Raw genomic sequence first — 18208 nt, 5'->3', positions numbered from 1 at the left:
AAAAAATACTCATAAAAGCTTCTAAAGTTTTTGGCAAAAATTTTTAAAATTTTAAATGATTTTGATGTGAAAATTGTTAATATAGTAGTGAGAAGGAATTTAAAGCTAGATGGAGCTAGAATGTTTGAAGATTATATTTTAATTCAATGCGATCAAATGCGTGAGATAGAGTGATTAGGAAGTATTATAACTCTTTCTTTTTTTATTATAAAGGCAGATGCTATGGCAATGTTAAGGAGAGCAGATTTGACTCTTTTGTTTAAGATACTATCTTATCTCCATGCTAAAGCCTGGAAATTTGCTTGAATGTCAAAATCCGAACGTTTCAAAAAATTTTAAAAAAAGTCTTGACATCTTGTCTGGAAAAAATTAAAATAAGAACAATTAGAGAAGTAGTAAATGAATTTGTTTTTTAGCGAGCTTATGGTTGGTGGAAATAAGCAACAATCTTTACGAAATTGGGCTAATGATTTGAAGAACTTTCTACTGTATGGTACGGTTGAAAGTTTATAGTGAATTCGAAACAATAAGAATTCGGTCCGCACACCTTATCGTGCAACTTGTTGATAGACAAGATAGAGATGTGGAGAAAAGTTATATATTTTTCCATAATTGAGGTGGCACCGCGTTCTACGCCCTCACACAGGATACCTGTGTGAGGTTTTTTGTTTGTTATTAAAGAAAAGAGGAGAGATACCCATGTTTAAACGATGGCGTCCCTAGGGATTGAATAGATGAAATAAATGTAAAAAAGAAATGGAGAAATCATATGAAAAACAAACGTTTAGTCGGAATTCTTGCAGCATTGGTCGTTTTGGTAGGAGGAGCAGTGGTTTATTCTAGCTTCAACAAAGGAACGAATGCTTCCCCTTCAACAAATAAGAAAACAGCGAAAATTGGAGTCTTGCAATTTGTCAGCCACCCATCTCTTGATCTCATTTACAAAGGGATTCAAGAAGGTCTAGCCGAAGAAGGTTACAAGGGCGATGCTGTTAAAATCGACTTTATGAATGCAGAAGGTGATCAGAGCAAGGTTGCTACTATGAGCAAGCAGTTGGTTTCAAATGGTAATGATGTTTTAGTTGGAATTGCAACACCATCAGCACAAGGTTTGGCTGCTGCTACAAAAGATAAGCCGGTTGTGATGGGAGCAATTACAGACCCAATCGGGGCGAACTTGGTTAAAAATCTAGAAAAACCAGGTGGAAATATCACAGGAGTGTCTGATCACAACCCTGCTTCTCAACAATTGGACTTAATCAAGAAATTAACACCAAATGTGAAGAAAATCGGAGTGCTCTACTCTAGCAGTGAAGATAACTCTAAAACACAGGTAGAAGAATTTAAGACTTTAGCAACAAAAGCTGGCTATACAGTAGAAGAATACTCAGTACCGTCTACAAATGAAATTGCTTCAACGATGAATGTCATGACTGGAAAAGTAGATGCTATCTGGATTCCAATTGACAATACGATTGCATCAGCTTTTGCTACAGTGGTATCTAGTAACAAAGATGCGAAAAAACCAATTTATCCAAGCGCTACAGCAATGGTAGAAGAAGGCGGATTGGCATCAGTAGTTGTTGATCAGCATGACTTAGGTGTATCAACAGGAAAAATGGCTGCTAAAATCCTGAAAGGTGCAAAACCAGCAGAAACAGCTGTTGAAATCTTTAACAAAGGTAAATCAGTAGTCAATAAGAAGAACGCAAAAGAATTAGGAATTACTATTCCAGATGATGTTTTGAAAGAAGCTGGACAAGTAATTGAATAAGTGAATAAAACATTTTAGAGAGGAAAGGCAAGTGGATGTTTGAAGATAGCTTTCATTCCTGCCTTCCTTTGTTTTTATACTTGGTAAATGGTTTATGGCTATTTCGTCCTTTTCTTTTAAAAAGGAACTAAAAGTGGTATCATAAAAATGTCTTATATTTTGTTATCAAGCATGCTCTATTTTTCGAGCTTTTTGTAACAAGATCAAAGAAACATATTTTAGGATTATCATGACTATATATAATATCAATTTAGGAATCGGTTGGGCCAGTAGTGGCGTCGAATATGCTCAAGCTTATCGTGCGCAGCTTTTTCGTCAGATTGAACAGCCTGCAAAATTCATCTTTACGGATATGATTCTAGCGGATAATATTCAGCATCTAACAGAAAATATCGGTTTTCATGATGATGAGATTATTTGGCTTTATAATGCCTTTACAGAATTGCGGCTTTGACAGAAATGTCTTCGAAACTTTCTGCTATGAGGAATTACGCCAATGTTCGTTTGTATCCTAATGCTACTGTTCAACAGTTAAAAGAGCTTTTTCAAAAAGTGGATGTTTATTTGGATATTAATCATGGAAAGCAAGTATTGCAGGCTGTTAGACAAGCTTTTGAGCAAAATATTTTAGTGTTGGGCTTTCAAGAAACGATTCATGACCATTCTTATATTGCCAAACGACATATCTTCTCTAGCAAAGAGCCTGAGAAAATGGCTTATTATATCCAGTATACTTTGTCTGCGCGAGAAATTATGGAGACAGCCTTAATAGCTCAACGAGAACAGGCTGGGCATATAGAAAAGCATAACTATGAGAAACAAATCAATCGTTTACTAGACGCTACTCCACAGGAGCTTTAGCGGACTATTGGCTAATTTGTTTTCGTTTGATAAATTTTATAAAGAGTTAGGAAAATATATGATTATTTCGATTATTTCACAAGGTCTACTCTGGTCCATCCTAGGATTAGGGATTTTCATGACATTTCGAATTTTAAACTTCCCAGACATGACGACTGAAGGTAGCTTTCCACTTGGTGGAGCTGTTGCCGTAACCTTGATTACCAAAGGTGTGAATCCTTTTTTAGCTACGATTGCTGCTATTTTAGCGGGATGCTTGGCAGGTCTAGCCACAGGTTTACTGTATACAAAGGGAAAAATCCCAACTCTACTTTCAGGGATTTTAGTTATGACATCTTGCCATTCTTTGATGCTGATGATTATGGGGAGAGCAAATCTTGGCTTGCTTGGAACCAAGCAAATACAAGATGCCTTACCTTTTAGCACTGATATAAATCAACTGTTGACAGGGGTCATATTTGTTCTGTGTGTAATTGTAGCTATGCTTTTTTTCCTTGATACCAAGTTAGGACAAGCTTATATAGCAACGGGAGATAATCCTGATATGGCTAGAAGCTTCGGGATTAATACTGGTCGCATGGAGCTAATGGGATTGATGTTATCCAATGGTGTGATTGCTTTAGCTGGTGCTCTGATTGCTCAGCAAGAGGGGTACGCTGATGTTTCAAGAGGAATTGGTGTGATTGTAGTTGGCCTAGCTAGCTTGATTATCGGAGAAGTTCTGTTTAAAAGCTTGACATTAGCTGAGCGATTGGTGACGATTGTGGTTGGTGCCATTGCTTATCAATTTTTGATTTGGGGAGTTATCGCACTTGGTTTCAATACAAGCTACTTACGTCTATACAGTGCGGTGATTTTGGCAGCTTGCCTTATGATTCCCGTTCTAAAAAATAAGTTATTTAAAGGAGTCAAGCTAAGCAAATGACAGTCATTGTAGAATTAAAAAATGCCACTAAAGTTGTCAACAATGGGCTAGATGAAGAAAAAGTCATTTTAAATAATGTTTCGCTGCAGATCTATGAGCATGATTTTATCACGATTTTAGGTGGGAATGGTGCTGGAAAATCTACTTTGTTCAACGTGATCGCGGGAACCTTATCCCTGACAAGTGGGAGTATCCATATTTTAGGAGAGGATGTGACGCATTTTTCACCTGAGAAGCGAGCAAAATATCTTTCTCGAGTTTTTCAAGATCCCAAGATGGGAACTGCGCCCCGTATGACTGTTGCTGAAAATCTTTTGATTGCAAAGTTCAGAGGAGAAAAAAGAGGACTCTTCCCACGGCAATTACATCGCTATAAAGAAGAATTTCAAGCAACGATTAATAAAATTGGTAATGGTTTGGAAAAACATCTAGATACCGCTATCGAGTTTCTTTCCGGTGGACAAAGGCAGGCACTCAGCCTTCTAATGGCAACGCTCAAACGTCCAGAACTTTTACTTTTAGATGAGCATACAGCTGCTCTTGATCCAAAGACTAGCGTGGCCTTGATGAAGTTGACAGACGAATTTGTCAATCAGGATCGATTAACGACCCTTATGATTACTCATCATATGGAGGATGCTCTTAAGTACGGTAATCGCTTGATTGTTATGAAGGATGGAGAAATCATCCAAGACTTGGATCAGCAGGAAAAAGCAAAAATGACAATCGCTGATTATTACAGCTTATTCGAATAGAATTAAAGGTCGACAGAAGCTCTTTTAAATGGCTTAAGTCGGCTTTTTTTATATGTTTAAAAATAAAAAAAGATTATCAAAAAACGATTGTAAACGCTTGCTTTAAACTTTAAAAAGGAGTACACTAGTACTGAGGAAGGAAAGTAGTAAATACAATTTTAAAAAAGTTATCCCTCATAAAATTTGAAAGGACTGATTCCAATGGGTTTCGGTAACTCACATCATTATTAAGTTTCATTTATTATTTCGTTTATGTACTTGTTTACTGATTTTGTGTTCATTTTAGTGGAGGTAATATTTCATCACTATCTAAACTGATTTTACTTGTGACGATTGCACATTGTTGTAAAATAAATCATTTAAGATAAGTGTAAAACTTCGAGTGCAACAATGTAGAGAGAAGCTTTTTAATGGTTTTCAGACTTCAGATATTACAATCGTCATTGCCTTTTGTACAATTAACGATATCTTATAAATTATTGCGCTAATAAAGAAAATCATTCTTTAAAGCTATAAAAGATTCAAACAATCATAAAGAATTGTTTTGTCAGTTACTTTTTAGTAACTTGGCTTGCTTCGTTTTTAATCAGTAAACAAGACGTACTCCTAGCTATTCTATTTTAAATGAATGCTAGGAGTTTTTCTTTTTGTTGCCAAAATAGGGTAAATTTGCTAAAATATAAAGTAATTAAATAGCAATCTGCAAGACCAGTAACCTAGGGGAAGTTTAACAGGGAGGAGAGCCATTGACTGAAAGCTCTCTAGATGAAAGCTAGGCGAATTCACTTGCTTTAGGATTGATAAGTGAGGTCTGGCTTGCCAGATAAAAAACGGATGGTACCGCGTGTCAACGCTCCGCTTATGGAGATTGGCGCGCTTTTTATTTTGGAGGGAAAATGACGAAAACGATTGAAGAACAACTGAAAAGCTTGCGTGAAGAGACTCTAGCTTCTCTCAACCAGCTCAAAGCTGAGAATCAAAAGGAACTACAGGATTTGCGTGTAGCTGTCTTGGGAAAGAAGGGTTCATTGACTGAAGTTCTGAAAGGGATGAAGGATATCTCTGCAGAAATGAGGCCAGTTATCGGGAAACATGTCAATGAAGCGCGTGATATTCTGACAGCAGCTTTTGAAAAGGCTGCTCAAGAGATGGAAGAACAATTAGTAGCTCTGAAACTGGCTGAAGAATCCTTGGACGTGACCCTGCCAGGCCGTCAAATTCCTGTAGGGAATCGTCATATTCTTAGCCAGACTAATGAAGAAATCGAAGATATTTTCATCGGGATGGGCTATCAGGTTGTGGACGGCTTTGAAGTGGAAAAGGACTATTACAACTTTGAGCGGATGAATCTGCCTAAGGACCACCCGGCACGGGATATGCAGGACACTTTCTATATTACAGAGGAGATCCTGCTCAGAACCCACACCAGTCCGGTGCAGGCGCGAGCTATGGACGCTCATGACTTTTCTAAAGGGCCACTCAAGATGATCTCACCGGGGCGCGTTTTCCGTCGGGACACCGATGATGCGACTCACTCCCACCAGTTCCATCAGATTGAAGGCCTGGTGGTTGGGGAAAATATTTCCATGGCAAACTTGCAAGGAACGCTGCAGCTGATTGTCCAGAAGATGTTCGGTGAGGACCGCAGTATCCGTCTGCGTCCATCTTACTTCCCATTCACAGAGCCATCTGTTGAAGTGGATGTTTCCTGCTTCAAGTGTGGCGGTGCTGGCTGTAATGTTTGCAAGAAGACCGGCTGGATTGAGATTATGGGAGCTGGTATGGTGCATCCGCGTGTGTTGGAAATGAGCGGCATTGATGCCGAGAAATACTCTGGATTTGCCTTTGGTCTTGGTCAAGAACGGGTAGCTATGCTCCGCTACGGTATCAACGATATTCGTGGCTTCTATCAAGGAGATATTCGTTTTTCTCAGCAGTTTAAGTAGGAACCTGTATTCATAGATGCAGCTTTTCTGAGAAAGGAGTGCAGTATGCTAATTAGAGTCAAAAAAGAAGAAGCGAGCCTCCTACGGGAATTGGAGGTCGCGACTTATCAAGAAACTTTTGGTCCTTTTATCAAGGAAGCTGATATGGCTCATTATTTTGACAATGAGCTGTCGCTTGCAACTATCGAAAAGGAGCTGGCAGACCCTGAGTCAGAGACTTATTTTGTTGTCAAAGACGGTGAAATTGCTGGTTTTCTGAAGTTTAATTGGGGACAGGCTCAAACGGAGCACGAACTGCCACAAGCCTTTGAGGTTCAGCGAATCTATGTCTTAAAAGCCTATCATGGTCAAGGCTTGGGCAAGGAGATGTTTGAATTTGCCTTAGATGAAGCCGAGAAACGAGGCTTTGACTGGGTCTGGCTGGGCGTTTGGGAAAAGAATTTTAGAGCCCAAGATTTTTACTTCAAATATGGCTTTGAAAAATTCAGCCAGCACGACTATATCACTGGCGAGACAGTAGACACAGACTGGCTGCTGCGCAAGAAATTGAAATAAACAAGAAAATTTAGAGAGAGGAAATGAATACGACCTAAAAGCTCGAAATTTAGATGATTTGTTTCTGAAATCAGGATTTCAGGCAAATCCCTAAAATTTGGCCAGTCGAGTTCCTCAGCGATAGAATAGAGAAAGGAATTGAACCCGGGCTAAAAACTCGGAAAAAAGATAGATTTGCGATCATTCATCGAATGCTTAGCAAATCTCCTATTTTTCAGTCGTTTTTGACGCCCTTGGTATCTTAAATATGCTAGTAAGTTATAAGTGGTTAAAAGAGTTAGTAGACATTGATGTGGCGAGCGCTGAGCTGGCTGAGAAAATGTCAACGACAGGAATTGAAGTGGAAGGTGTGACATCACCAGCTGCTGGTCTGTCAAAAATTGTTGTTGGTGAGGTGGTATCGTGTGAGGATGTTCCAGATACTCACCTGCATGTCTGTCAAGTCAATGTCGGAGAAGAGGAGAACCGTCAGATTGTCTGTGGTGCTCCAAATGTTCGCGCAGGCATCAAGGTTATGGTGGCTTTGCCAGGTGCTCGCATTGCCGACAATTATAAGATTAAAAAAGGAAAAATCCGTGGCTTGGAGTCACTGGGCATGATCTGCTCTCTGGGTGAGCTGGGTATTTCTGATTCTGTTGTGCCAAAGGAATTTGCGGATGGCATTCAAATCCTGCCTGAAGAAGCAGTGCCGGGCGAGGAAGTCTTCTCTTATCTGGACTTGGACGATGAGATTATCGAGCTTTCCATCACACCAAACCGGGCTGATGCTCTGTCTATGCGTGGGGTGGCTCATGAAGTGGCTGCCATCTATGACAAGTCAGTACATTTTAAAGATTTTCCGCTGGTGGAAAATGAAAAGCAAGCAGCTGACAGCCTTTCAGTAGCTCTTGAGACAGAGAAAGCCCCTTACTACGCGGCTCGTATCTTGGAAAATGTCAGCATTGCCCCAAGTCCTCAGTGGCTGCAAAATCTCCTCATGAATGAAGGTATCCGTCCGATTAACAATGTAGTGGACGTGACCAATTACATTCTGCTCTACTTTGGTCAGCCTATGCATGCCTTTGATCTAGATATGTTTGAGGGCAATCAGGTTGTCGTGCGGGAAGCGCGTGCTGGTGAAAAACTGGTGACGCTGGACGGCGAAGAGCGGGATCTGGAAGTCAGCGATTTAGTTATCACTGTGGCAGATAAGCCAGTGGCTCTGGCTGGTGTTATGGGCGGAGCAGCGACTGAAATTTCCGGTAAGTCCAATCGTGTTGTTCTGGAGGCGGCTGTCTTTGATGGAAAATCAATCCGCAAGACCAGCGGTCGCCTTAACTTACGCTCGGAATCATCTTCCCGCTTTGAAAAAGGGATCAACGTGGCAACTGTTAATGAGGCGATGGATGCGGCAGCAAGCATGATTGCGGACTTGGCAGGAGCGACTGTTCAGGCTGGTATCGTATCCGCTGGTAGCTTAGACACTAGTGATGTAGAAGTGGTGTCTAGTCTCGCGGATGTCAACCGAGTTTTGGGAACAGACTTGCTTTATACAGATATTGTGGATGTCTTCCGCAGACTTGGCTTTGGCCTGTCAGGAAGTGCTGAACAGTTCACTGTCAGCGTCCCTCGCCGTCGCTGGGATATTTCAATCGAAGCAGACCTATATGAAGAAATTGCCCGCATTTACGGCTATGACAAACTGCCAGCTAGCCTGCCAAAAGATGATGGGACTGCTGGTGAATTGACTGCAACGCAACAACTGCGCCGTCAAGTACGAACATTAGCAGAGGGAGCTGGACTGACAGAAATCATCACCTACGCTTTGACGACGCCAGAAAAGGCGGTTGAGTTCACTCTCAATCCTAGCAACTTGACTGAGCTTATGTGGCCGATGACTGTGGAGCGCTCTGTTCTTCGTCAGAACATGGTTTCTGGGATTTTGGACTCTCTAGCCTACAATGTAGCTCGTAAAAACAAGAATCTAGCCCTCTATGAGATTGGAAAAGTCTTTGAGCAGACTGGCAATCCTAAGGAAGAACTGCCAAATGAAATCAATAGCTTTGCCTTTGCTTTGACAGGTCTGGTTAATGAAAAAGACTTCCAGACCAAACCAGTAGCAGTTGATTTCTTCTATGCCAAAGGAGTGGTAGAAGCACTCTTTGCTAAGTTGGGCTTGACAGCTGAATACGCAGCAAACAGCCAGATTAAGAGCATGCACCCTGGTCGGACTGCCTTAATCTCTATCAATGGTCAAGCTGTCGGCTTTGTCGGTCAAGTCCATCCTGCGACTGCCAAGGCTTACGATATTCCTGAAACTTACGTGGCTGAGCTCAACCTGTCTGCTATCGAAGAGCAGCTCCAGCCAGCGCAGCCATTTACAGAAATCACTAAATTCCCAGCTGTCAGCCGTGATGTGGCACTCTTGCTCAAGGCTGAAATCACTCATCAAGAGGTCCTTGATGCAATCCAAGCAGCTGGTGTCAAACGCTTGACAGATATTAAGCTCTTTGATATCTTTTCTGGTGACAAGCTAGGTGTTGGCCTCAAATCCATGGCCTACAGTCTGACTTTCCAAAATCCAGAAGCTAGCCTGACTGACGAAGAAGTGGCTAAATACATGGAAAAAATCGAAAATTCTCTGACCGAAAAACTCGGCGCAGAAGTACGTTAATGAACTATTCCCCAGTCATGTGATTGGGGATTTTGATTCATACTCTTCTAGAACCTATTCAAATCATAGTTGATTAGCTTTCTATCTTGGAAAACTTATTACTAGGATGCGAGCAATGATGTAGACGAAACGAGAAGTATTCAAAATTGAAAATCAGTAGGAAAAGTAATTATGGAAAATTCAAATCAAATCTCCCAATGTCAGACTCTTTGGGCTAGAAATAAATATCTGGTTCTCAGTCATTCCAGTAAGATCTATCTGGAAATCCGACAATATCTAAAAAGCGACTTGGTAGAAGCAGTACATGTTCAAGACTTGATTGATCAGGCTATAGCCCTTCCTGAAAATCGCGGTCAGGTCTGCAATGCCTTTCAGCATATCTGGGGCTATTTTAAGAAAAAAGCCAGCACGACTGAAAAAGAAGATTTTATGCATCTTTTGCTTCGTTACCAATCCGGTCAGGCTGAGCAGAAAGACTTGGTAAGAGCTGTAAGGGAGCTGCTAGTCAAGTATCCCAATCCTTATCTGCAGAATTCCACTTTGTTATTTGGGGATGAAGCATGAGGAACTGAAATCAAGGGGAAAGAAAAGCTTGCTCGTCTAGTAGCTTTGAGGGGTGTAGATGAGATGATAAGAATAATTTGTTAGGCTTATTAACAATATTATTTTGACTAGTTTCGATAAAGGCTTCACATCGAGCAAAACGTGTCTTTAAAGTATGATTGGAGAAAAAATGTTTTTTACTTATCAGGGAAATAAATTATATTATAAAGTGATTGGTCAAGGAAAGCCCGTTTTGGCAATTCATGGTTTGGGCTGTTCATATGAATTGATGGAAGGATGTTTGGAACCTATTTTTGAGAAACATACTGACTATAAAAGGATTTATTTAGATTTGCCTGGCATGGGTAGGTCTGATGGCGATCCTGCTTTTGCAAGTGCGGATGCGATTTTAGAGATGCTATTGAACTTTATAGAGACTGTAATCGGCGGACACAGCTTTCTCTTAGCTGGAGAGTCTTATGGTGGCTATCTTGCTAGAGGAATTTTGGCTAAGAAAAGGTCAGAGATTGATGGTTTGCTGCTTATTTGTCCAGTAGTTGCACCCAATCCACAAGAAAGAATTTTGCCCAAACATACTCTGGTAATTAGAGAGGTTGGGTTTGATATAGCAGACAAAAGCGAAGATTTCGTTGATTTAGCGATTTTACAGACTAAAGAAACTTATCAACGGTTTGAAAAAGAAATCTTAGCAGGGCTTCAGATGATGAATGTTCCCTTTGTCCAAAAGCTGCAAGAAAACTATGATTTTTCGTTTGAAGTGGATCAAGAAATACAGGAAAAGGGCTACGATAAGCCCAGTCTTTTTATAGCAGGAAAGCAGGACCAAGTCGTGGGCTTCCAGCAGTTAGCCCAACTGTCTCACTATTATCCAAGGGCAACCTATGCTGTGATAGATCTTGCTGGCCACAATGCACAAATAGATCAAGAGGCTCTCTTTACTGCCTTGGTTGAAAATTGGATCAATCGAATCGAGCACGCATCATGTTTCTAGTGATAAAAAATATTTTCTCTTGACAAAACAAAAAGACAATTGTAGAATATAGATATAAACTACAAATGTAGAAAAAGGAGAAAGTAATATGACAATTACAAAAAATCTTTTATCGGAATCTTATCTCTGACAGCAGCAGTTCTATTGGCTGCCTGCTCAGGCAATACAAACCAAGCAAACAATGCCAATACCTCTCAATCTCAAGCTGTTCAAAGTCAACCCTCTCAATCAGCTTCTAGCACTACAACAGAGTCTTCATCTAGTCAGGCGACTTCATCAAATACAGGTCAGGCAACTAAACTAGATGGATCATATAAAGCAACTGATCATGATGGCGACCAGCATGTTCTAGAAATAAATGGTACGACTGGAACTTGGACTGAGACTGAAAGAGATGGTAGTAAGGAAATTAAGCAAGTACAGGTGGACTCAGCTAACCAAAGACTCATTGTTGGAGATGATGTTAAAATATACCAACAAAATGGGAATCAGCTGGCTATTAGTGATTTGGATGATGATCCTGATACTCTCAACTTTACGAAACAGTGATATCGTTTCCAAGCTTTTCTGAATCGGTGTAGAATTGATCTATAAAAAGAGGCTGGGACAAAAGTCCTAGCCTCTCAATTGTCTTTGGATTGTCGAGCAAGACGCAGTGGTTGAGTGGGCTCTACTACGCTGATTTCATAAGCTTTTACAGCCCTACTCAACTGTGCGGAGGTGGGACGACGAAATCGAATTCTAACGAATTACCGATTTCTGTCCCACTCTCTTTATTATTTTTAAGACAGTATGTAGAATCTTTATCTGAAATATTTTTCAAATATCGACTTGCCTGCGCTTAAAGTTGTATAATAGTACTAGATAAAGATCAAAGGAGAAGAACCAATGAAATTAGCAGTTTATACAAAAGCGGGTCAAGTTGGGCTTACTGAGATTAATCGCCCGCAAATTGAAGCTCCAAATGATGCTATTATTCGGATTGTGCGCACTTGTGTATGTGGCTCAGATTTGTGGCATTATCGTAATCCGGACATCGAAAAGGGGCATCAAAATAGTGGTCATGAAGCGATTGGAATTGTCGAAGAAACTGGTGATGCAGTAACGACTGTTAAGCCTGGTGATTTTGTTATCGCTCCATTTACGCATGGATGTGGGGAATGTGATGCCTGCCGGGCAGGTTTTGATGGTACCTGTGATCGTCATATTGGGAACAACTGGTCAGACGGGGTGCAAGCAGAATATATGCGTTTTGAATATGCCAACTGGGCTCTTATCAAAATTCCGGGTCAGCCCTCTGATTATACAGAAGGCATGCTCAAATCACTCTTGACACTGGCTGATGTCATGCCAACTGGCTATCATGCTGCTCGAGTAGCAGATGTCAAGCCTGGCGATAAGGTAGTTGTCATCGGTGATGGAGCTGTGGGGCAATGCGCTGTGATTGCTGCTAAAATGCGTGGCGCTTCCCAAATCGTTCTTATGAGTCGTCACGAAGATCGCCAAAAGATGGCTTTAGAGTCTGGTGCGACAGCTGTTATTGCAGAACGTGGTGAAGAAGGAATTGCCAAGGTGCGTGAGATTCTAGGTGGTGGTGCAGATGTAGCTCTGGAATGTGTCGGGACAGAAGCAGCTGTTGATCAAGCTCTAGGAGTCCTTCACAACGGCGGCCGGATGGGCTTTGTTGGAGTTCCTCACTATAACAACCGAGCTCTTGGTTCTACATTTGCACAAAATATTACAGTGGCAGGTGGTGCAGCCTCTGTCACGACTTATGATAAGCAAATTTTGCTCAAGGCAGTTCTTGATGGAGATATTAATCCAGGACGTGTTTTCACCAAAAGCTATAGACTAGATGAGATAGATCAAGCCTATCAGGACATGGATGAGCGCAAGACTATTAAGTCAATGATTGTCTTTGATTAAATCTAGAATAAAAAAGCCTTGCTTTGGTCGCTTTAAGAGGACGGTAGGCTGTTTTTGCATGACTTAATAAAATTTTTAGAAAGAGAAATATAGCATTCTTTTCTTTGAAGGTGAAGGTCTCTAGATTATTCGTATCAGTCTAAATTGTATTTAAGTTTTTCTCTTTATGATATAATAGTCTCTAATATCTTAAAGGAGGATAGCATTGTTTTTAGCTTTTAAAGAGATTGTCTACAGCCGCGGACGCTATCGTCTAGTAGTTGCTGTGGTCTTTCTCATTACCTATATGGTTTTCTTTTTATCCAGTCTTTCTGTCGGCTTAGCTAGGCTCAATCGCTTGGCTTTGGACCAATGGCAGGCCGAGTCAATCGTCTTGTCGGAATACGCCAATAAGAATCTGGTAGCTTCGACTCTCAAGGAAGAAGAGTATAGCCGCCTGCTTCAAGGGGGCTTAATTGCGGCTTTGGGACATACGGCAGCGGTGGCCAATTATGAAGATGGGACTGATAAACTCAATGCTCAGGTTTTTGGTCTCTCTTGGGATAGTTTTCTAGCGCCTGACATTATTGAGGGACATCATGCTGAGACTGCTTATGAAGTTATTGCGGATAAGCGCCTGCAACAAAAAGGTGTGAAACTAGGCGACCAACTCCAGCTCAATGGTAGTGAGCGCCTCTATCAGGTTGTTGGCTTCACAGAGGATAATAGCTTCTTTACGCAACCTGTAATTTTTATGAGTCTAGATGATTTCAGGGAATTAAAGTACGGATCTAGTCAGGTTAAAAATATCAGCGCACTTGTGGTCAAGGATGGTCAGAAGTTTGAAGAAGCTGGGCTTAGTCAGCTCTCTATGAGTGATTTTATAGAGAATATCCCTGGTTATCAACCTCAGGTACTGACTTTTTCCTTTATGATTGGGGCCATGGTTCTGATTACATTTTTGGTGTTGGGAATTTTTATGTACATCATTACCATCCAAAAGACGCATCTTTACGGTATTATGCGCGCCCAAGGGATTGCCAGTGGTAAGATTATTGCTTCTATTTTTTGGCAGATTTTCATCCTGTCCACTCTGGGAATCAGCTTAGCTGTCTTGGCTCTCTTGGGAACCCAGCTAGTCTTGCCGGCTTCTATGCCTTTTTATAGTGACTGGAGAGCTTATGGAGGTTTAATTATCCTGATTATTTTCATGTCACTGGCTGGCGGACTCTTGTCCATTCACCGGGTTCTGAAAATTGACCCTATCACAGCGATTGGAGGTGAGTAAATGTCAATCATCGAACTAAAAGGTGTTACAAAAGAATATGGCCAGGGGCATACGCTGGTTCAAGCTCTAAAACCAACTGATTTCCGATTGGAAGCAGGACAGTTTGTAGCTATTATTGGGCCGTCAGGATCGGGGAAAACAACCTTTCTGACCTTGCTGGGGCATTTACAAACTCCTTCAAAAGGACAGATTCTCCTGCATGGGAAAGATACCTCCCAGCTTAAGGAAAAGGAACGAGCTGCTCTACGCTTCAATGATTTCGGCTTTATTCTGCAGGCTTCCAATCTCATTCCTTTTTTGAAAATCGAAGACCAGTTCCAGCTGATTGACCGCTTATCTAAAAAGGAAAGGACGGATCTAGACAGTCTGATTGAGCTGCTGGATTTAAAAGGAACTCTCAAGCAGTATCCGAAAGAATTGTCCGGCGGAGAACGGCAGAGAGCTGCTATCGCTAGAGCGCTTTACAATAGTCCTGATATTATCTTGGCTGATGAGCCGACAGCTAGTCTGGATACAGAGCGGGCTAAGTGTGTGGTTCATTTGCTGAAAGAGGTGACCCAGAAGTTCCATAAGAGCGTGGTCATGATTACCCATGATACCCGCCTGCTGGGCGAAGTCGATAAGGTCTATGAGATGCAAGATGGAGTGCTGACTCAAGTTCGATAAAGCTCGAGATCGCTTAAATAATTCAATAAGAATGCTGTATAGACAGCCTGTTTATTATTAGCAGGTTTGTCTTTTTTTGTGTTGAATTTTCATAGACAATAGACTTTTTTTGATGTAAAGATAATTGAATTTATAAAGCTTTCATTAGGAAAAGTCTTTATCAGAAATTTTCAGAAATTGAAAAGAAATAGATGTTTGAAAGTAATACTGGTGAGGAATAGAGATAAAGCTATGCTTTTTTAAGTTCTTAATAGCAGTTATTTCTCGACTTTTCTTGGTTTTTCCAACCGCATTTACTGAAAATATAATAAGTAGTGAATACATGATAGAGCAGAACGAGAGATATTGGAATGATATGGTGAATTTGATTACCAAATGGACTCAAGGTCTCGAAAGGGATATTAATTTATGTTTGATATCTGATATGATTATAATATGTCTTAGTCAGATGGCAAGAGAAGTGCAAATCTGCTATAATGGTCTTATGATTATTTTACAAGCAAGCAAGATTGAACGCTCTTTTGCAGGGGAGCTTCTTTTTGATAATATTAACCTGCAAGTGGATGAGGGTGACCGGATTGCCCTTGTTGGTAAAAATGGAGCTGGGAAGTCAACCTTGCTCAAGATTTTGGTGGGCGAGGAAGAGCCTACTTCTGGTCAGATCAATAAAAAACGAGACTTGTCCCTGTCTTATCTGGCTCAGGATAGCCGCTTTGAGTCGGAGAATACCATCTACGATGAGATGCTGCTGGTCTTTGATAGTCTGTGTCAGCAAGAAAAACGCTTGCGTCAGATGGAGCTACAAATGGGAGAATTGTCAGGGGAAGACCTGACTGCTCTCATGCGCCAGTATGATCAGCTGTCAGAGGACTTTCGTCAGAAAGGTGGTTTTACCTACGAGGCCGATATTCGAGCGATTCTGAATGGTTTTAAGTTTGACCAGTCCATGTGGCAGATGAAGATTTCTGAGCTTTCAGGCGGGCAGAATACCCGTCTGGCTCTGGCTAAGATGCTGTTGGAAAAACCAGAACTGCTGGTACTGGACGAGCCGACCAACCACTTGGATATCGAGACCATTGCCTGGCTGGAGAATTACTTGATCAACTACAGCGGTGCCCTGATCATCGTCAGCCACGACCGCTATTTTCTAGACAAGGTTGCGACCATCACGCTGGACTTGACTAAGCATTCCTTGGATCGATATGTGGGTAATTACTCTAGCTTTGTGGTCCAAAAGGAGCAGAAGCTGGCCACTGAAGCCAAGAACTATGAAAAGCAGCAGAAAGAAATCGCTGCGCTGGAGGACTTTGTCAATCGCAATCTAGTTAGAGCATCTACAACTAAGCGGGCTCAGTCCCGTCGCAAGCAGCTGGAGAAGATGGAACGTTTGGATAGACCTGAGACCGACAGCCGCTCGGCTAATATGACCTTCAAATCCGATAAGGTTTCAGGCAATGTTGTTCTGACCTTGGAAGATGCAGCTATTGGCTATGGCAAGGAAGTTCTGTCGGAGCCGATTAACCTTGACATTCACAAGTTTAATGCGGTAGCTATTGTAGGGCCAAATGGGATTGGAAAGACGACCTTGATTAAATCACTAATCGGTCAAGTGCCCTTCATCAGAGGCAAGGAGCAGCTGGGAGCTAATGTGGAAGTGGGCTACTATGACCAAACCCAGAGCAAACTGACTCCCGGCAATACAGTTCTCGATGAGCTATGGAATGACTTCAAGCTGACGCCAGAGGTCGAGATTCGCAATCGCTTAGGCGCTTTCTTCTTCTCGGGAGATGATGTCAAGAAGTCTGTCAGCATGCTATCAGGTGGAGAGCGGGCGCGCCTGCTTCTAGCCAAGCTGTCAATGGAAAACAACAACTTCCTCATCCTAGACGAGCCGACCAACCACCTGGACATTGACAGCAAGGAAGTGCTGGAAAATGCGCTGATTGACTTTGACGGCACCCTGCTCTTTGTCAGCCATGACCGTTACTTTATCAATCGTGTAGCCACACAGATTATTGAGCTCTCTGAGACAGGCTCCACCCTCTATCTGGGGGATTACGACTATTATCTGGAGAAAAAGGCAGAGCAGGAAGCCTTGCATGAGGAGATAGAGCAGGTTGATTCCGATAAGCCTGCCCCTGCCAATGACTATCAGCTTCAAAAGGAAAACCAGAAAGAACAGCGCCGTCTGGCCCGTCGCCTAGAACAACTGGAAGCGCAAATCGAGGACTTGGACAGCCAGATCAGTCAGATTCAGGAAGCTATGGAGGCCACTAATGACGCCGCCGAACTCATGGAGAGCCAGCAACAAATCGAACAGCTGACCGCCACCCAAGAAGAAGCCATGCTAGAATGGGAAGAGCTAGCGGAGAAGGTGTAGTCAAATGGAAGATTTAGGCAAAGTTTTTCGTGATTTTCGTTTAAATGGGCATTATTCTTTGAAGGAAGCGGCTGGTCAGGTTTGCTCGACCTCTCAACTGTCTCGTTTTGAGCTGGGTGAGTCGGATATGACTCTCTCGAAATTTTTAGATCTCTTGGATAATATTCATGTGACCCTTGAAAATTTTATGGACAAAGCTCGGAATTTTCAGCAGCATGAACACGTGGCCATGATGGGTAAGATTATCCCTCTTTACTACTCAAATGACATCAAGGGATTTCAAGACTTGCAAGCGGAGCAGTTGGAAAAAGCTAAAGCTAGTAGCGCGCCTCTTTACTATGAACTGAATTGGATTTTGATGCAGGGCTTGATTTGTCAGCGAGACAGTCAATTTCACATGAGGCAAGAAGATTTAGATAAGGTGGCCGATTATCTCTTCCAAGTGGAAGACTGGACCATGTACGAGCTGATCCTCTTTGGCAATCTCTATAGCTTCTATGATGTGGACTACGTCTACCGTCTGGGAAGGGAAGTCATGGAGCGAGAGGACTACTATAAAGAAATCGGTCGCCATAAGAGACTAGTCTTGATTTTAGCGCTCAATTGCTACCAGCATTGTTTGGAAAGTCGTTTTTTTGATAAGGCTAGTTATTTTGAGGCTTACGTAGAGAAAATCATTGGCAAGGGCATCAAACTCTATGAACGCAATGTATTCCTCTATCTCAAGGGTTTTGCAGATTATCAGAAGGGACAAAAGAAGCAGGGAATCACGCAAATGCAGGAAGCCATGCACATCTTTGAAGTGCTGAATTTACCTGAGCAAGTCGCCTATTATCAAGAGCATTTCGATAAGTTTGTAAAAGCATAATTTCCCAAATATGGGAAAAATAAAGAACCTCCCTCCATTCCTGATACAATAGTTTCAGAAATGAAAGGAGGTATTTT

16 protein-coding genes, 1 pseudogene and 1 other annotated feature are annotated in these 18208 nt (G+C 41.7%); all 17 genes and pseudogenes read left to right on the top strand.

What is annotated here, in order from left to right; all coding sequences use genetic code 11:
- The first annotated feature begins 30 nt into the window (after positions 1-30).
- The 17 genes and pseudogenes from HMPREF9182_RS10735 to HMPREF9182_RS01550 all read left to right on the top strand — a co-directional run bounded on the left by HMPREF9182_RS10735 (position 31) and on the right by HMPREF9182_RS01550 (position 18131).
- Entirely contained in the window at positions 31-174 is a 144-nt protein-coding gene (locus HMPREF9182_RS10735; protein ID WP_176605745.1) for a hypothetical protein, read from the top strand.
- A 196-nt stretch (positions 175-370) separates the two neighbouring features.
- Positions 371-643: a binding site (T-box leader), on the top strand.
- 126 nt (positions 644-769) lie between these two features.
- On the top strand, positions 770-1774 hold the full coding sequence (gene trpX / locus HMPREF9182_RS01625; protein ID WP_009755029.1) for a tryptophan ABC transporter substrate-binding protein: 1005 nt from the start codon (positions 770-772) through the stop codon (positions 1772-1774).
- A gap of 229 nt (positions 1775-2003) precedes the next feature.
- Positions 2004-2225, top strand: a pseudogene (locus HMPREF9182_RS01620) (accessory Sec system glycosyltransferase GtfA); the annotation flags it as partial.
- A 29-nt stretch (positions 2226-2254) separates the two neighbouring features.
- Positions 2255-2635: a hypothetical protein gene (locus tag HMPREF9182_RS01615; protein ID WP_142994883.1), complete on the top strand. Its 381-nt coding sequence runs from the start codon at positions 2255-2257 to the stop codon at positions 2633-2635.
- A gap of 58 nt (positions 2636-2693) precedes the next feature.
- Positions 2694-3560, top strand: a complete 867-nt coding sequence (locus HMPREF9182_RS01610) for an ABC transporter permease (protein ID WP_009443229.1) — start codon at positions 2694-2696, stop codon at positions 3558-3560.
- On the top strand, positions 3557-4315 hold the full coding sequence (locus HMPREF9182_RS01605; RefSeq protein WP_009754574.1) for an ABC transporter ATP-binding protein: 759 nt from the start codon (positions 3557-3559) through the stop codon (positions 4313-4315). Before HMPREF9182_RS01610 ends, HMPREF9182_RS01605 begins: the two co-directional genes overlap by 4 nt.
- An 896-nt stretch (positions 4316-5211) precedes the next feature.
- A complete protein-coding gene (gene pheS / locus HMPREF9182_RS01600; RefSeq protein WP_009443186.1) occupies positions 5212-6261 on the top strand; it encodes a phenylalanine--tRNA ligase subunit alpha in 1050 nt (349 codons plus the stop codon).
- A gap of 45 nt (positions 6262-6306) precedes the next feature.
- On the top strand, positions 6307-6816 hold the full coding sequence (locus HMPREF9182_RS01595) for a GNAT family N-acetyltransferase (RefSeq protein ID WP_009754233.1): 510 nt from the start codon (positions 6307-6309) through the stop codon (positions 6814-6816).
- Between the two features lie 247 nt (positions 6817-7063).
- Positions 7064-9469, top strand: a complete 2406-nt coding sequence (gene pheT / locus HMPREF9182_RS01590; RefSeq protein WP_009755128.1) for a phenylalanine--tRNA ligase subunit beta — start codon at positions 7064-7066, stop codon at positions 9467-9469.
- 171 nt (positions 9470-9640) lie between these two features.
- Positions 9641-10033: a YbgA family protein gene (locus HMPREF9182_RS01585; protein WP_009443542.1), complete on the top strand. Its 393-nt coding sequence runs from the start codon at positions 9641-9643 to the stop codon at positions 10031-10033.
- Positions 10034-10187: 154 nt separating this feature from the next.
- Positions 10188-11024 carry an alpha/beta fold hydrolase gene (locus HMPREF9182_RS01580; RefSeq protein WP_037602519.1) on the top strand — a complete coding sequence of 279 codons (837 nt, stop codon included), beginning with the start codon at positions 10188-10190 and terminating at the stop codon, positions 11022-11024.
- Positions 11025-11135: 111 nt separating this feature from the next.
- Positions 11136-11573 (top strand): SP_0198 family lipoprotein, encoded by a 438-nt coding sequence (locus HMPREF9182_RS01575; RefSeq protein ID WP_037602516.1) that lies wholly within the window; start codon positions 11136-11138, stop codon positions 11571-11573.
- Between the two features lie 339 nt (positions 11574-11912).
- Positions 11913-12950: a zinc-binding dehydrogenase gene (locus HMPREF9182_RS01570; RefSeq protein ID WP_009754241.1), complete on the top strand. Its 1038-nt coding sequence runs from the start codon at positions 11913-11915 to the stop codon at positions 12948-12950.
- 205 nt (positions 12951-13155) lie between these two features.
- Positions 13156-14217: an ABC transporter permease gene (locus HMPREF9182_RS01565; RefSeq protein WP_009443195.1), complete on the top strand. Its 1062-nt coding sequence runs from the start codon at positions 13156-13158 to the stop codon at positions 14215-14217.
- Complete coding sequence (locus HMPREF9182_RS01560) at positions 14218-14883, top strand: ABC transporter ATP-binding protein (RefSeq protein ID WP_009443732.1); 666 nt, start codon at positions 14218-14220, stop codon at positions 14881-14883.
- 484 nt (positions 14884-15367) lie between these two features.
- Complete coding sequence (gene abc-f / locus HMPREF9182_RS01555; protein WP_037602512.1) at positions 15368-17263, top strand: ribosomal protection-like ABC-F family protein; 1896 nt, start codon at positions 15368-15370, stop codon at positions 17261-17263.
- A gap of 4 nt (positions 17264-17267) precedes the next feature.
- Positions 17268-18131, top strand: coding sequence for an Rgg family transcriptional regulator (locus HMPREF9182_RS01550; RefSeq protein ID WP_009754749.1), 864 nt, complete (start codon positions 17268-17270; stop codon positions 18129-18131).
- The last annotated feature ends 77 nt before the right edge of the window (positions 18132-18208 follow it).

It is taken from the genome of Streptococcus sp. oral taxon 056 str. F0418, assembly GCF_000220065.1.
Classification (GTDB): Bacteria; Bacillota; Bacilli; order Lactobacillales; family Streptococcaceae; genus Streptococcus.
Note: the sequence above shows the minus strand (reverse complement) of the source record. Positions and strands in the feature narration are given on the sequence as shown.

Bases quoted from the DNA above. Each gene is read 5' to 3' on its own strand.
- pheT (WP_009755128.1), top strand. From the start codon at position 7,064: ATGCTAGTAAGTTATAAGTGGTTAAAAGAGTTAGTAGACATTGATGTG.
- pheS (WP_009443186.1), top strand. From the start codon at position 5,212: ATGACGAAAACGATTGAAGAACAACTGAAAAGCTTGCGTGAAGAGACT.
- trpX (WP_009755029.1), top strand. From the start codon at position 770: ATGAAAAACAAACGTTTAGTCGGAATTCTTGCAGCATTGGTCGTTTTG.
- abc-f (WP_037602512.1), top strand. From the start codon at position 15,368: ATGATTATTTTACAAGCAAGCAAGATTGAACGCTCTTTTGCAGGGGAG.
- HMPREF9182_RS01605 (WP_009754574.1), top strand. From the start codon at position 3,557: ATGACAGTCATTGTAGAATTAAAAAATGCCACTAAAGTTGTCAACAAT.
- HMPREF9182_RS01580 (WP_037602519.1), top strand. From the start codon at position 10,188: ATGATTGGAGAAAAAATGTTTTTTACTTATCAGGGAAATAAATTATAT.
- HMPREF9182_RS01560 (WP_009443732.1), top strand. From the start codon at position 14,218: ATGTCAATCATCGAACTAAAAGGTGTTACAAAAGAATATGGCCAGGGG.
- HMPREF9182_RS01610 (WP_009443229.1), top strand. From the start codon at position 2,694: ATGATTATTTCGATTATTTCACAAGGTCTACTCTGGTCCATCCTAGGA.
- HMPREF9182_RS01585 (WP_009443542.1), top strand. From the start codon at position 9,641: ATGGAAAATTCAAATCAAATCTCCCAATGTCAGACTCTTTGGGCTAGA.
- HMPREF9182_RS01570 (WP_009754241.1), top strand. From the start codon at position 11,913: ATGAAATTAGCAGTTTATACAAAAGCGGGTCAAGTTGGGCTTACTGAG.
- HMPREF9182_RS01550 (WP_009754749.1), top strand. From the start codon at position 17,268: ATGGAAGATTTAGGCAAAGTTTTTCGTGATTTTCGTTTAAATGGGCAT.
- HMPREF9182_RS01595 (WP_009754233.1), top strand. From the start codon at position 6,307: ATGCTAATTAGAGTCAAAAAAGAAGAAGCGAGCCTCCTACGGGAATTG.
- HMPREF9182_RS01615 (WP_142994883.1), top strand. From the start codon at position 2,255: ATGAGGAATTACGCCAATGTTCGTTTGTATCCTAATGCTACTGTTCAA.